This is a genomic window from Pantoea allii (assembly GCF_002307475.1).
Classification (GTDB): Bacteria; Pseudomonadota; Gammaproteobacteria; order Enterobacterales; family Enterobacteriaceae; genus Pantoea; species Pantoea allii.
This window is the reverse complement of sequence record NZ_NTMH01000036.1, coordinates 264,148-280,491: the sequence shown is the minus strand read 5'-3', so window position 1 is coordinate 280,491 and position 16,344 is coordinate 264,148. Positions and strand designations below refer to the sequence as shown.

The 16,344-nt window shown below is 52.7% G+C and carries 4 protein-coding genes; all 4 read left to right on the top strand.

Translation table 11 applies throughout. The annotated features are described in order from the left end of the window. Nucleotides 1-4 precede the first annotated feature (4 nt). The 4 genes from dhaM (at nt 5) to CMR03_RS16340 (ending at nt 15,722) form a co-directional block, all read left to right on the top strand. Entirely contained in the window at nt 5-1,429 is a 1,425-nt protein-coding gene (dhaM, locus tag CMR03_RS16355; RefSeq protein WP_096012043.1) for a dihydroxyacetone kinase phosphoryl donor subunit DhaM, read from the top strand. A 443-nt stretch (nt 1,430-1,872) separates the two neighbouring features. Beyond that, nucleotides 1,873-3,537, top strand: coding sequence for a ShlB/FhaC/HecB family hemolysin secretion/activation protein (locus tag CMR03_RS16350; RefSeq protein ID WP_096012042.1), 1,665 nt, complete (start codon nt 1,873-1,875; stop codon nt 3,535-3,537). A 15-nt stretch (nt 3,538-3,552) separates the two neighbouring features. Further along, a complete protein-coding gene (locus CMR03_RS16345; protein ID WP_096012041.1) occupies nt 3,553-15,387 on the top strand; it encodes a hemagglutinin repeat-containing protein in 11,835 nt (3,944 codons plus the stop codon). Between the two features lie 2 nt (nt 15,388-15,389). Then, nucleotides 15,390-15,722, top strand: a complete 333-nt coding sequence (locus CMR03_RS16340) for a DUF6572 domain-containing protein (RefSeq protein ID WP_096012040.1) — start codon at nt 15,390-15,392, stop codon at nt 15,720-15,722. Nucleotides 15,723-16,344: the final 622 nt, after the last annotated feature.

The following is a 16,344-nucleotide window of genomic DNA, read 5'->3' as shown; positions in this document are numbered from 1 at the left end:
GCGAATGGTAAACCTGGTGATCGTGTCCCACAGTGCGATGTTGGGGGAAGGCGTAGAAATGCTGGCCCGGCAAATGTTAACCGGCGATAAGTGCAAGCTGGCCGTCGCCGCCGGCATTGACGATCCTGATCATCCCATCGGCACGGATCCGCTGAAAGTCATGGAGGCCATTGAGTCTGTGGCGGCGGATACCGATCATGTTCTGGTGATGATGGATATGGGAAGTGCTCTGTTAAGTGCTGAAACGGCACTTGATCTGCTCGATCCTGCCATCGCTGCCAAAGTGCGCCTGTGTGCGGCACCGCTGGTGGAGGGCACACTGGCCGCGACCGTCAGTGCTGCCGCAGGTGCCGACATCGACAAGGTTATTGAGGTTGCCATGCATGCGCTGGAGGCTAAGCAGGCCCAGTTGGGCATAATCCCTGCCGTGCACACCACCACACTGACCACAACGGATCGCGATCCGGATGCCCGTTCGGTAACGGTCATCATCAAGAATCATCATGGCCTGCACGTTCGTCCTGCCTCACGGCTGGTTGCTGCCCTGGCAGGACTCAACGCGGAACTTGTATTAGAGAAGCAGGGCCAGTGTGTTAAACCAGACAGTATCAATCAAATCGCCTTGCTGCAGGTGCGCTGTAATGATGCCGTCACCTTGTCGGCGAGTGGGCCCGATGCCGAACGCGCCCTGGCGGCGTTTGCATCCCTTGCGGCGGAAAACTTTGGCGAGCATTCCGAGTCGATGTTACTAAAAACATCGGCCTCCGCCATCGAAAAGATCGAGGGTAAGGCGGTGTTTTATCCCTTGCCGCTGGCGCAGCCTGCCAGGTATCACTGCAGCGATGTCGGAGATGAGCATCGGCGGCTGCAACAGGCAATCGCGGCTACGCTCAGCGACCTGAATGCGCTGGCTACACTGGCAGAGAAAAAATATGGTTCTTCGGTGGCCGCTATTTTCTCAGGCCACCATACGTTGCTGGACGATGACGACCTGTTTGACGCTGCCTGTGAGGTCATTCGCAACGACCAGTGTTGCGCGGAATCTGCTTGGTATCAGGTGCTTATGGAACTGAGCGAGCAATACCAGCAACTGGACGATGCCTACCTGCAAGCGCGTTTTATTGATATCGAAGACATCCTGTATCGTAGCCTTTGCCATCTGAAAGGCAGTGACATCAGGATGCCGACTCCAGACATCCCGGCGATTATTGTTGCCGACAACATCTTTCCTTCTGCGGTCGTCAGTCTGGATGCGCGACAGGTAAAAGGCATTTGTTTGCGGGAAGGCAGTGCGCTTTCTCATGCTGCGATTATTGCTCAGCAGGCCGGGATCGCTTTTATCTGCCAGCAGGGCGCAGTACTGGATATTATTCAGCCGGGGGACAGGCTAATGATTGATGCCGACGGACCGCGCGTGAGCAGCTTATAGCTCGGTTTTTATTTGCCTCTGATGCGTGACTCAGGGGCTTTATTTTATTTGGCTGTCACTCAAATTTTTAGTCAGATTTCTCTCTCCCGCCCTTTTAAATTCAACGCATCCCTTTACGTTCTGACGCATTTTTAGCCAGTAATCACTCGATATTTCAAGCAGAAAACATAAATAAATGTATTTACATCAATGCATCTCAGGCAGAGGCTGCCTGTAAATTTCATGTTTATTTTTATTGGGGAATACCAGGGAGGGCTGCATTTTAGTTAGGGGAATATTTTTCTGAGGGTATTTGTCTTAAGGTAAATATGATTCGTCCTTTAAATTAAATATTTAAAAACCTGTCGTCTTTTCAGTTTATCCGGAATTTTCTAATAGTTTAGGTGATATTATGCTTTCGCTGCTTTACAAAAAACTTACATTTCTTTTCATTGGGCGTACCTATGAGAATAAAAACAGGGAAGTGGCTGGCGTTGAGCGCGGTGCTCATCACGGCAGGTGCACTGGCTGCACCACTGACGCCGGGCGATCGCGATTTTATTCAGACTCAGCAGCAGCAACGCCTGCAACAGGATCAGCAGCAGCGCGATGCACTCTGGCAGGCGATGTCGCCTCATATTGCACCGGCACCCGATTCTGATGCGGCAGGCCGCTGCTTTACCGTTCACCAGATCGTCATTCGCAACGCCACGCTCCTTTCCGCCAGCCAGCAACAGTCGCTGACGTCTGCTTACGTCAATCGTTGCCTGAACTTAACGCAAATTAATAACCTGGTACATGCCATATCCGACTGGTATATGCAAAGAGGCTATATTACCAGCCGCGCCTTTTTAACAGAACAGGACCTGACTTCCGGCCAGCTTATTATTCCCGTGCTGGAAGGCAAACTGGATACCATCATTCTGGACGATAAACATCCACGCCTGTTGCGCATGGTCTTTCCGGGGCTGGAAGGCAAAATCCTTAACCTGCGCGATATTGAGCAGGGCATGGAGCAGATTAACCGCGTACGAACGGTGCCCGTGCAGATTGAAATTCAGCCATCACCTAAACCGGGTTATTCCATCGTTAATCTCACAGCAAAACCTGAATTTCCCCTCAGCGCAACGTTGGGTTTCGATAACAGCGGACAGCGCAGCACCGGCGTGGGCCAGCTTAACGCGTCACTGACCGGCAATAACCTGCTGGGGCTGGCGGACCGCTGGTTTGTCAGCGGCGGACGCAGCAGCGCGTTCAGCCACTGGCGCGATGCGCAAAACCTGCAGGCCGGCGTCAGCGTGCCTTATGGCTATGGCCTGCTGGATTACAGCTACAGCTGGAGCAACTACCACAGCCATTTTATCAATAACGATTTCACATGGTTCAGCAACGGCGACAACATTGCGCATCGCCTCAACGGCTCATGGGTACTGTTCCGCAATGGCGATATCAAAACCGGCGTGCAGATTGGGCTGAATCACTATTCCAGCCACAACTACCTTAATGATGCGCCGTTAGTGAGCAGCAGCCGCAAATTATCCAGCCTGCAGTTTGGCCTGAACCATACCCAGAAAATTGCTGGTGGCGTTGCCACGCTTAACCCGTCGTTTAGCCGCGGCATGCCGTGGTTTGATGCCGAAAGCGATGAAGGCAAAAACGGTAACCTGCCGAAAGCAGAGTTTCGTAAGTGGAGCATCAGCGCCAGCTATCAAAAACCTCTGACCAACAAACTGTGGTGGCTAAGCAGCCTGTACGGACAGTGGTCGCCCGACACGCTTTACGGCAGTGAACGACTTACGCTGGGCGGTGACAGTTCAGTGCGCGGTTTTAAAGAGCAATACCTGTCGGGCGATGTCGGCGGCTATTTACGTAATGAGCTGGATTACAGCCTGTTCACCTTGCCGGGGTTGGGTGACGTCACGGCACTGGCTGCGGTGGACGGCGGCTGGCTGAGAAGCGATCCGCAAAACCAACAGTTTACCGGCACGCTCTGGGGCGGTGCCGTGGGACTTGGCACCCGCAATCAACATTTTTACACCCAGTATACCGTCGGCATTCCGCTCAGCTATCCCGGTTATTTACAGCCGGATCACGTCAGCATCTACGCCCGCGTCGGGCTGGTTTTCTAAAAAGAGGAACTGATTATGGACGATCGTCAGCCTGTTTCCCTTGCCCGTCGCGCGCTCAGCTATCTCATCTGCTATCTGGTGGCGGTGCAACCAATGCTGCCAGTAATGGCCGCAGAGATCACACCGGTCACGCCGGGGACAAAGATGGACACGGCAGGCAATGGCGTGCCTGTGGTCAATATTGCGACGCCGAATCAGGCGGGCATTTCTCATAACCAGTACGATCAATATAACGTCGGGCAACAGGGGCTTATCCTCAATAACGCCACGGGTCAGCTCACGCAGACCCAGCTCGGCGGCCTGATCCAGAATAACCCCAACCTCAAAGCCGGTCAGGAAGCGCGCGCCATTATCAACGAAGTGGTGGGCGCTAATCGTTCACAGCTGCAGGGCTATACCGAAGTGGCCGGTAAAGCCGCCAATGTCATGGTGGCTAACCCCTACGGCATTACCTGTAACGGCTGTGGCTTTATCAATACGCCGAACGTGACGCTGACCACCGGTAAACCGCAGTTTGATGCCAACGGCAACCTGGCCGCACTGGAGGTCAGTAAAGGTACCATTACCATCGAGGGCCAGGGACTGGACGGCAGTAAAGCCGATGCCGTGTCGATTGTGGCGCGCGCAACGGAAATTAATGCCGGTATCCACGCCAAAGATCTCACCGTGACGCTGGGAGCAAACCGCGTCGGACAGGATGGATCGGTAACGCCCATTAGCGGAGAAGGCCCTGCACCCGGCGTGGCGGTTGATACCAGTGCGCTGGGCGGCATGTACGCCAACCGCATTCATCTGGTGTCGAGCGAAAAAGGCGTTGGCGTCAATCTGGGTAACTTACTCGCCAGACAGGGCGATATCACCCTGGACGCGAACGGGAAACTGGCGGTGCATAACAGCCTCAGCAGCGGGGCGTTAACCGCCAGTGCGCAAAGCGTTGAGCTGAGCGGCGAACACAAAGCGTCTGGCCCGGCGACGATAACCGCACAAAACGGTATCAGTCTGAATAACGGGAGCCTGGGAAGCGATGGTGCCGTTTCATTGCAGGGCGGCAATCGCCTGCAAGTCAGCGGCGGCAAGATAATGGCCGGTGACAGCATCAACCTTGCCGCGACCAGCCTGTCGCTGGACAGCGGCAGTGCGCTCAATGCCACAAATAACATCTCGTTCAACGCGCAGCCAGACTTCACCGGCGGCTTAAGCCTGGACCCGGCCGGTCAGTTTGATAATGCGGGACAGTTAACAGCGGGCAATAGCCTTTCTCTGAATGCCTATAGTGTCAGTAACACCGGCGGGCTGTTAGCTAAGGGGCAGTTCACTGCGGTCGGCAACCAGTTCGCAAACCAGGGCATTCTGCAGGGCAATGACGTCAGGATTAAAAGTCAGAGCCTGAACAACGGCGGGACTTTGCAGAGTGGTGATGCTATTACGCTGGATGGCTTCACGCTGGAAAACAGCGGGACGCTCATTGCTAAAGGACAGTTGAATGCTGTCAGCAACAGTTTTGACAACAGGGGCACATTGCAGGGAAGCGGTGTTGACATAAAAAGTGGTGCCTTACGTAACAGCGGGACTTTTCAGAGTGCTGGTTTACTGACCCTGAACGGCAATTCGCTGGATCAACTGGGTACGCTTGGGGCAACGGGCGACGGCGTTTTAACTTTTCGCGATCGCATAAGCAATGGGCAGGGCGCCAGTTTGTTGAGTGATGCTGCGTTAACCCTGTCAACGGGCGATCTGTTTCAGGATGGTAGCCTGTCCGGGCGCTCGGGCCTGGCAATCCGTAGCAACAATCTGAGCAGCGCAGCCGGTGCTTCAACTGCCAGTCAGGGTGATATTGCGCTTCAGGTAAATAAGCAGGTTGATATCAACGGTGACGTCAACGCCGACGGCGCGCTGACATCAACAAGCAGCAGTTTACATACCGGAACGACGGCGCATTTACAGGGGCAAAACATTGACCTGCGGGCAGGACAGATCGCGCTGGAGGGAGCGCAGGCGGCAAGGCAACAACTGCAAATTGCGGGAACGGACCTGACGCACGCAGGGAAAAGCAGCGGCGATAGCATTGTACTCAACGCGTCAGGCGCGCTGAATAACCAGGGTTCTCTGGTGGCAAACGGTGAGTTACAGGCCACCGCCGCAAACCTGAGTAATACAGGAACGGGCAGCGGTAAGGATATTAACCTCACTGCCGCCGGTACGCTGATAAACACCGGTGCCCTGGTGGCAAAAAAACAGTTGCAGGCGGGAGCCGCATCAGTAAACAACAGCGGTTCGCTGACGGCACCACAGTTGGTCCTCAACAGCGACGCTATCACCAACAGCGGTCTGTTGCAGGGTACGCAGAATCTGACGTTATTAAGCCAGCATCTGACTAACTTAAAAAAGGGCAGTATTGCGACGGCGGGCGATTTGACGCTCAACCTGCCTGACTTCAGCAACAGCGGGCTGCTGAGCACGGAGGGTGCACTGCACCTGAGCGGCAACAGTCTTGTCAACGATGGCGAAATCAACGCCAACACGCTTCATTCTGACAACGGTCAACTGACCAACCTCACAAATGGCAAACTGCTGGCGACAGGCTCACTGCAACTGACAAACGACCAGCTTACTAACGGTGGGCAGATTGCCGCGAATCAGTCTGAGCTCACGGCCGCTACGTTAAATAACGCAGGCAGAATTCAGGGCGCCAGCAGCCTGAACCTGAATGTGGACACCATGAATAACCGCCAGGGCGGCGAGCTTCTGACCTCAGGGCAGCTGACGCTTAACGGCAACGACCTGAATAACGCGGGATTAATTCAGGCAGATAAACTGGCTCTGACGGCGGGCAACTGGCAAAACAGCGGCAATGCGCTCAGCGCAGGCGATGCCTCGCTGAAGGCGAAAACCCTCACCAACAGCGGAAAGATACTGGGTCAGCAAAGCGTCACGCTGCAGGGTGACACAACCGATAACAGCGGCTGGCTGGTGGCAAAAGTGCTGGCCTTCCAGGGGGATTTGATCAACAGCGGCCTGATTCAGGGCGACACGGCGCTGAGCCTGAAGGGCAGCAGCCTGAGCAATCAGACCGCAGGACAGTTGCAGACGGCGGGTCGTGCTGACATTACGGCATCCTCTCTGGATAACCAGGGACAGTTGCAGGGCGATAATCTTGCTGTCACTGCCCAACGCTGGCAAAACAGCGGTAGTGCACAGGCCACAAAAAATATCACCGCCTCTGTGGCCGGGGAGCTTAACAACGGTGGCACCCTGACAGCCCAGCAGGCAATGAACCTGCAGGCTGGCAAAGTAACCAATGCGGGCACGCTTGCTGCCGATCAGTTAACGGTTCAGGCACCGCTGCTCAGTAATGCTGGCCTGCTACAGGGCAACAGTGCTCTGGCTATCACCAGTGATCAGATGGCTAACCTGGCGAATGGTCGGCTTGTCAGCGGCAGCGGACTGAGCCTGGCACCTGTCCAGTTGGTGAATGATGGGTTGTTACAGGTGGCTGGCACCTTCAGCGTCAACGGCGGTGATTTTACGAACAACGGCCAGGTGAATGCGGACGCGTTGAATACCGCGCTGACCGGCACGCTGAATAATGGCGTAAACGGCAAGCTGCTGGCGCGTCAGCTGGCGCAGGTACAGGCGCAGTCACTGACTAATGCCGGTATCGTTGCAGGGCAGCAATTACAGATAACGGGCGATACATTACAAAACCAGGGGCTGTTACAGGGCGATAATGCGCTGACGGCAGGGTTCCGTCAGCTGGATAACCTTGCGGGCGGCCAACTGATTACCGGTGGCGTGCTGACGTTGCAGGGTACGGACGCTCGCAACGCAGGAACCTGGCAGGGTAGCCAGCTCAGTTACCGCTTCGGTACCTTAAAAAACACCGGCACTGTTAACGGCACCGGCACACTGGACGGGCAAACCACCGGGCTGCTGGATAACAGCGGCAACCTGATTACGGGCGGTAACGCCAGCCTGAATGCCGGTAGCCTGCTTAACAGCGGCAAAATCATGGCAAGCGGCCTGACGCTGCGTGCCGGGTCGCTCAGCAACAGCGGCCTGTGGCAGGGCACCATCTCCCTGGATGCACTCAGCACCGGCGATCTCAGCCAGTCTTCAGCAGGCAGAGCGTTAAGTGGTGGCGATCTGCTGCTGGGCGCGGCAACATTAAGCACGGCCGGCACCTTGCAGGGCGGTAATGCCCAGATCACTGCCGGCAGCTGGCAAAACCAGGGATCGCTGCTGAGCACCGGCGATCTTACCGCCGCGATTGACAACGATCTTAATAACGGGGGATCACTCCTCAGTCAGGGCAGTGCGCAACTCAGTGCGCAACATCTGGTGAATACCGGCTCTGTCCTCGCCGAAAAAGCCATGACGCTTAGCGGCGGTTCGCTGAACAACAGCGGCGCCATTCAGGGCGATACGCTGTCGGTTACTCCCGCCAGAGTGACCAACCAGGGCAACCTTATCGGTCTGAAATCCCTGACGCTTGGACCGGCCCCCCAGCGTTTCAGAATGCTGCTGGCGCAGAGCGCGCCGACGCGTGAACTTGTGAATAACGCGGGAGGACAGCTTCTCACGCAGGGCGCGTTAACGATTACAGCCGATAACGTCACCAACAACGGATCGTGGCAGGGGCAACAGATCCTGCTGAATGCGGCAAAACTGGCCAACGGTGGAGCGATTCAAAGTGCCGATGGCCTGCAACTTACCCTGAGCGACAGGCTGGATGCCGCCGCAGGCAGCAAGATCTCTGCCAACGGCACAGCAGCCTTACAGGCGCTGACGCTGGCGAATCAGGGTCAATGGGTGGCTAAAAACCTCACCCTGAAAGGCGACACGCTAAACAATAACGGGGAAATTACCGGCGCGGACAGCCTTACCGTGCAACTCAACGGCGCGCTGACACAGCAGCAGGATAAGAACCTGCTCAGTGCCGGAAAAATCAGCCTGCAGTCGGCATCGCTGAATAATCTGGGCCGTATTCAGGGGAGCGATCTTCAGATTAACACCGGTGTGTTAGATAACGCGGGCCGCCTGCAGGGTGACAATAACCTGCTGCTCAGCGCCGCCGGGCATCTCACCAACGCCGCAAATGGCACCCTTGTTTCTCAGAACGCGCTAACGCTGACCACGCCGGATCTCTATAACTATGGTCTCATTCAGGGGGCCAGCGGCACCGTAAATGCCACCAACTCTGCGACCAACAACGGCAGATTACTGGCTGGCGGCGCGCTGACCTTTACCACACCGCAACTGGTGAATAATGGCTGGCTGCAGGCCGGACAGCTCACACTGAATGCGTCCGGTTTAACCAATAACGGCACGCTACTTGCCGATCAACAGGGCACCCTGAACGGCACCTATTTCCAGAACCAGGGCATGGCGCAGGGCGGCAACCTGGCCGTTAACTATCAGAACCTCAGTAACAGCGGCACCGTACTTGGCACCGGACAACTGAATGTGAATGCCGCACAGGTTAACCTGGCCGGTTCGGGAGGGCTGTTCAGCGGCGGTGGTTTGACGCTGGTGAGTAACGGTTTTGATCAGTTCGGTCAGGTTGTGGCGCTGGGCGATGCGGTGCTGAATCTGGCGAACAGCTTCGTCAGTCATAACACGCTGGCGGCAGGCAACCGGCTGACGCTTAACAGCAACGGCTCGCTGGAAAACCAGAGTACAATGCAGGGCCAGGGCGTGACGCTCAATGCGGGCGGCGACCTCACCAACAACGGCCAGATCACCACCGGCGGCGCTGACAGCAGCCTGACAGGCAACCGTATTGCCATGAACGGCGCTGGCACGCTGCAGGGCGGCGGCAACGTCACCCTGAACAGCCGCAGCGATGTCACCCTGGACGGTTTTACCGGCACGCTCGGTAACCTGACCATCAGCACGCCAGGCAGCCTGGTCAACACGGCACTGCTTTACGCCGGGCAGAATCTCTATTTATTTGCCAACAGCATCCGTAACCAGCGCGGCGATATTCTGGCGGGCAACAGCCTGTGGATGCAGCGCGATGGCGCGGGCAATGCCAACGGGGAAGTGATCAACACCTCTGGGACGATTGAGACGCAGGGTGGGGATATTACAATCCGAACGGGTAACCTTCTTAACCAACGTGATGGCTTAAGAGTTGATCAAAGTACACAAAAAACATCAGGATTACCCAAGGAAGTTGGACAAGCATCTTTTTCTTATTACCTCGGACAGCTCCCAACTGACGAAATTGGTTATTACACTAAGACAATACGTCATGGTGGAAGCGAAGGTAAAGGTAATGGTTCTGAAACCACATATATCTATTCCGCACCTAATCTTAAGGGGGCAGTGAAACGATTTCTAACTGAAACTACTACTTTAACAGCTAATGCAGACGGTGGTATTGCAAGAATTTCCTCGGGCAATAATTTGGATGTTTTTGCTGGTCAGGCTAATAACTTAGCAAGCTTCATTCTGGCTAATGGCGCTATTACACTGAGTGGAAATACATTAAATAATCAATCGTGGTTTAATGGAGTACAAAAAACATATCTCACTTATAAATATAATGGTCCTATTGGCTCTGAGGCGCTTCCCAAATATTCTTCATATTGTGGGTGTATGAGTGGATCCGAAATCAGTAAAGTTGTTTATAATCTTTCTTCAGCACCTGAACAAGAAACTACCTTGAGCGGTGAGGCTTTACGTTCAGTTATTCAGGCTGGAGGTAATATATCCGCAAATTTTAGCGGTAATATTAGTAATACAGCCTTAACACCAAACGCAGGCAGAACTGGCAACACATTATCGGCACCTCATCTGCAAGGTTTGTCTGCATTAAGCGGGGTCGGCACGCAACAGCGTCAGCAGATCGGTGGAACCGATAAGGTCGCGGTAAATTCGCCGCAGTGGCGCGATCAGCTTCAGGGCGCCTTGCAGCAGGTCAATGGTAATAGTTCACTGGATAGCAGCGCACCTGATAAGGCCTCACTTGTTACTCATGCATCGGATAGCTTTGGTCGTGCCGATTTAAGTCAGTCAGGTAGACTGATTTCCGATCCTTCAGTCAGCACAGCAAATCTGCGCAGTTATAAGCCAGCCAGTGTGGACACCAGCGCCTATCCGATTCCGTCTGGCGATAATGGCTATTTTGTTTTTGGTAACAGTAAAAGTCCCTATTTAATCACTCTCAATCCGAAACTTAACGGTCTGGGACAACTGGATAACAGCCTGTTTGGCGATCTTAACGCGCTGCTTGGCAGACAACCGGGACAGGCACCGCAGGAAAGCCGTCAGCTTTATACCGATAAAACCACGTTCCTGGGGTCGTCTTATCTGCTTGATCGGCTGAGCCTCAAGCCAAACTATGATTACCGTTTCCTTGGTGATGCGGCCTTTGATACGCGCTATGTCAGTAATGTGGTGTTGAACCAGACCGGCAGCCGTTATCTGAATGGCATTGGTTCCGAACTGGATCAGATGCGCTATTTAATGGATAACGCGGCATCTGCTCAGCGTGCGTTGGGATTACAGTTTGGTGTGTCATTGTCTGCGCAGCAGGTAGCCTCGCTTGATAAAAGTATGGTCTGGTGGGAAGCCACGACGATAAATGGCGAGACGGTAATGGTGCCGAAAGTCTATTTATCATCCAAAGATGTGGAAATGCATGACGGCAGCGTGATTGCAGGTAACAATGTGGCGCTTTCCGGCGGTGATATTACTAATAGTGGCAGCACTATCACTGCTAAAAATAATCTGAGTGTTAACAGCCAGAATAGTATAAATAATCTCAATGCCGGCATGCTTTATGCTGGTGAAAACTTACAACTAACAGCGATAAATAATATTAACAACGTCAGTTCGAATATCAGTGGAAAAAAGGTCTCACTTGAGAGTATAAATGGCGATATCAATAACACGACGTCGACAACGTTATGGCAATCCAATATTCCTGGCGATAAGAAAAATATCACTTCAGCAAGCCAGACTTTCATTGGTCCTTCCGCAACTATCGCATCGCTGGATAGCCTTAGTCTTAAATCTGGTCACGATATTAATATTATAGGTGCCAATCTCAACGCTGGTGGTGATCTGCTAGTCAATGCCTGGCACGATATTGCCATTAAAGGGGAGCAAGTTACATCAGCCTTTGACTACCAGAATAGTGGTAATCAAAACGTTACCAACACGGCCAGCCAGATTTCAGCGGGTCATAATCTGGCAATTCAGTCAGGCCATGATTTGAATGTGACGGCCAGTAATCTTAATGTTGCAAATGACGCTCTGCTGGCAGCAGGCAACGATCTCAATCTTAATAGTGCTGTTAATAGCCAGAGCAATAGGCGCGGTAACCAAGAATCCCATTCCACCAGTCTGGATCGCACCTCTGTCAGCAGCGGCGGTAATCTCAGCCTGGCTGCGGGTCAGGATATCAACAGTCAGGCCGCCGCCATCGCCGCTACCGGCAACGCCGCGCTGAAAGCGGGCCGTGATATCAACCTGAATGCCGAAGCCACCGGTTCCGGTTACAGCGAGAGAAGCGACAAGAAAACTGTTATCAGTGAAACCGTGCGTCAGCAGGGCACCGAGATCGCCAGCGGCGGCAGTACCTCTCTGGCAGCCGGTCGCGATATCAATACCGAAGCAACCGATGTGACGGCAAAGCAGGATATCGCCCTCCAGGCCGGGCGCGACGTTAACCTGAATACCGCGACCGAAAGCGATTATTACTACAAAGAAGAAACCAAAACTAAAAAAGGCTTCCTGAGTAAAAAGACCACGCACACCATTCAGGAAGACAGTGCGACGAATGAAAAAGGCACCTTGCTGAGCGGCAACAATGTCTCCGTTAAAGCAGGTAATGACCTGCTGGTAAAAGGTTCTCAGGTCGTTGGTGATGCCAATGTGGTACTGGATGCCGGTAACAATGTCGATATTGCTGCCGCAACTAATACCGATTCCACCTGGCGTTTTTCGGAAACGAAAAAGAGCGGCCTGATGGGAACGGGCGGCATTGGTATCAGCATCGGTAGCAGTAAATCACTGCAGGAGATGCGCGATAAAGGGACAACGCAAAGCCAGAGCATCAGTACCGTCGGCAGCACTAAAGGGAATGTTTCAATTACCGCTGGCAAGCAGTTGCAGGTTAACGGTGCCGATTTGGTGGCGGGCGGTAATATGGCGCTCCAGGGTGATAGCGTTACTGTTACACCAGGACACGATCTGCGTACTCACGATGAAAGAACAGAGCAACGTACCAGTGGTTTAACGCTGGCGCTGTCTGGTGCGGTAGCGGAAGCCGTGAACAGTGCAGTCGCTGCGGCGCAGTCAGCCAAACAGCAGAGCGATGGTCGTTTGGCCGCGCTTCAGGCAACCAAGGCGGTCTTGTCTGGCGTGCAGGCGAATCAGGCCAGTCAGCTTGCTCAGGTACAGGGTGATCCTAATAACGGCATCGGCATCAGTATTTCACTTTCTACCCAGCAGTCGAAATCGGAGCAGCATCAGCAGTCAGACACGGTTAACGGCTCAACGATCAATGCAGGCCGTAATCTGAGTATCAATGCCACGGGCAAAGGCCAGGGGCCAGATAGCGGCAATCTGGTGATTTCTGGTAGTCAGCTGAAAGCAGGCGGCGATACGACGTTACAGGCGGCAAACGACATCACCCTAACCGGTGCGGCAAACACCCAGCAAACCACAGGTAAAAACAGCAGCAGCGGGGGCGGCATTGGTGTCAGCTTCGGCGTTGGGGCAGGCAGTGCGGGATTAAGCGTTTTTGCCAGCGTCAATGGTGCTAAGGGCAATGAGAAAGGCAACGGCACGGTCTGGAGCGAAACGACCCTGGACAGCGGCGGCAAGGTTGCCATCAGCAGCGGTCGCGATACCACATTGAGTGGCGCTCAGGTCAATGGCAACAGCGTGAAGGCGGATGTGGGCCGCGATCTGACCATTACCAGCCTGCAGGATAGCGACAAATACGACTCGAAGCAGTCCAGTTTTGGTGCAGGCGGCAGCTTTACCTTTGGCTCCATGACCGGGTCCGGGTATATCAACGCCAGCCAGGACAAGATGCACAGCAATTTCGACAGCGTGAAGGAGCAAAGCGGTCTTTATGCTGGCAATGGCGGCTTTGATGTCACGGTGGGCAACCATACACAGCTTAACGGTGCGGTCATCGCCAGTCAGGCCGATGCGGATAAAAACCGTCTGGATACCGGTACACTGGGCTTTACCGATCTGCGTAACGAGGCCGACTACAAAACCGAGCACCAGGGTATAGGCATGAGTTCAGGTGCCAGCTTGGGCGGTCAGTTTGCCGGTAATATGGCAAACACCATGCTGGCAGGTGCAGGCGATAAAGGCCATGCTGAAGGGACTACCCAGTCAGCTGTGGCTAACGGTACGATAGTGGTGCGCGATCAGGCTAACCAGAAGCAGGATACCGCCACGCTGAGTCGTGACACGGCACATGCCAACGACAGCATCAGCCCGATCTTTAACAAAGAGAAAGAACAGCAGCGACTGCAAACCGCGCAGATGATTGGCGAGATTGGCAGCCAGGTGGCGGATATTGCTCGTACACAGGGCGAGATTGGTGCGCTGAAGGAAGCCCAGAAGGTAAAAGGCCCCGCACCTGAAGGCGCGTCTGAAAAAGTACGTAATGCCTATATTGAGAGCCTTAAAGCGACACCTAAGTACAAAAAAGCAATCGCTGACTCAGGTACCGGAAGTTCATTACAGCAGGGGATTCAGGCGGCCACCGCAGCAGTGCAGGGACTGGCTGGCGGAGATTTTAAAGCGGCACTGGCTGGCGCATCCGCCCCTTACCTCGCCGAACTGATCCACAAAAATACCACCACAACAGGCCCTGACGGCAAGGAAGTGGTGAATACCGCAGCAAATCTGATGGCGCATGCGGTTGTGGGCGCCGTCATTGCACAGGCTCAAGGCAATAGCGCGCTGTCCGGTGCCAGTGGGGCAGCGCTGGGCGAATTTATAGCTCAGGAGATGTATCCGGGTATCGCGCGGAAAGATTTGAGTGAAGAGCAGAAGCAAACTATCAGCGCACTCGGAACGCTGGCCGCGGGGCTTGCTGGCGGTCTGGCAAACGGCAGTGCATCAGGAGCAATAGCGGGCGCTCAGGCGGGGAAAAATGCGGCTGAGAATAACGCTCTTGGATCAATTGATAGCTATTTATTCGGGGATAAGAATGAAGAACATGAAAAAGAAATGGGTGATAGGCCAATTCATGTTTTCACTCTTACCCCGGGGCTTGAGCCTAAACGAGACGAGCAGGGACATCCTCTTACTTATGCTTTTGGAGTAGCAGTTCCCATAAAAACCGATAGTTTGCCTGCAGGCTACAGTCCTACTTCGTCTGGTCAAATTGTCGGACCGAAAGGCGGAGTTTACACAAGTACTGGTAAGTCAGATTCAAATGGGAATACTATTTATAGCAATAGTGGTGGGTATTATGTCTTTGACGGAAAGACGAAAGCATCAGTTGAATCACCCAACGCATCTAATCAAATACGTAATAATTATGAGCAGGGCAAATCATTCGAAGATGAAATGTATAATAAATACTCAAAGGGACAACGAGAATCGGCACGTGAGATTACAATCAAAACAGGCAGTGGCACAAACGTCAGGGTTGATATTATGACGAGGGATGGGAATGGTGGGCTTTCTTGCATCGAATGTAAATCTTCATCAACTGCACCATTAACACAGAATCAAAAGATCGGTTATCCTGACCTAGAGAAAAATGGTGGCATTATAGTGGGGGCAGGCAAACCCGGCTTTGAGGGAGGCACTAAAATCCCTCCAACTCAGGTGATAATTATTAGGCCAGAAAGTAAACGGGAGTAGCTATGTCAATTGAAGAAATAAATAAGATCGACTTTATCAACACATCGAATGAAGATGATGAGCTTGTACTTTTGGGTATTACAGATCATTTATCATGGGGGGATGATGTTAATGAGCATTTACTTTTGCTTCAAGATAAAGTAAATGCTTATTTAAACTTCATTCTTAGTGGGCAAATGATAGAGTTATTCCCCGCTGCATGTGGGAAAAGTAAATTCTGTATTCAGGTTTTTTTTAAGTTTTTACCACCGAAAGAAGTTGATGATTTTTTATCTAAATTTCAGGCAGCATTAAAAGAGTACAATGTTGATCTGATCACTCACCATGTTGGTTGATTTTTTCATTAGTGGGTTTTATTAATATGGGTGCTGTCGATTTTTATTGAATGGATGAGGCCTTAAGCCATCTTATGATTTTTTTCTGAAGCTTAGGCTACGGGTTTCTTGATGAAGGTGACTAAATACTTAATGAATACTGCTTACGCTCTAGAGTGCTTAACAACTTGGTGAGTTGAGGTTGGCTTTTGTAGGAATATCATCAAATAAGGAGTTAAGTGGTTATAATTTAAGGGTTTTTATTTAGAAGGCATGAGTAATGAATAAAGTAATTCAAGGCATAATATTACGGTGGATGGGGGCTTCCACGCGAGGAATATCAACTCACTCAGCATTATATCGGACGCGCTAATCAATCATTTTGCCTCTATGCTTTACGGGGAAATGGACTAGCTTTAGTCTTTTAAAAAAATCGAGTTTGTATGCTCCTGCAAAAATTGTAAAAAGGAAAGTGTAAAAAGAGTAGACTTGCATTAACACAAATTGGCTAAATACAAGGGAAATTATTGTCTCAACCACCCGAATCGAGCGATCTGTGATATTTTTAATGTACTCTTTCACGGAATGCGGAATAATGCCAAAGCGGAATCGTTGTTAAAAGTTCAACATTACGTAGATTCAG

Bases quoted from the DNA above. Each gene is read 5' to 3' on its own strand.
- CMR03_RS16345 (WP_096012041.1), top strand. From the start codon at position 3,553: ATGGACGATCGTCAGCCTGTTTCCCTTGCCCGTCGCGCGCTCAGCTAT.
- CMR03_RS16340 (WP_096012040.1), top strand. From the start codon at position 15,390: ATGTCAATTGAAGAAATAAATAAGATCGACTTTATCAACACATCGAAT.
- dhaM (WP_096012043.1), top strand. From the start codon at position 5: ATGGTAAACCTGGTGATCGTGTCCCACAGTGCGATGTTGGGGGAAGGC.
- CMR03_RS16350 (WP_096012042.1), top strand. From the start codon at position 1,873: ATGAGAATAAAAACAGGGAAGTGGCTGGCGTTGAGCGCGGTGCTCATC.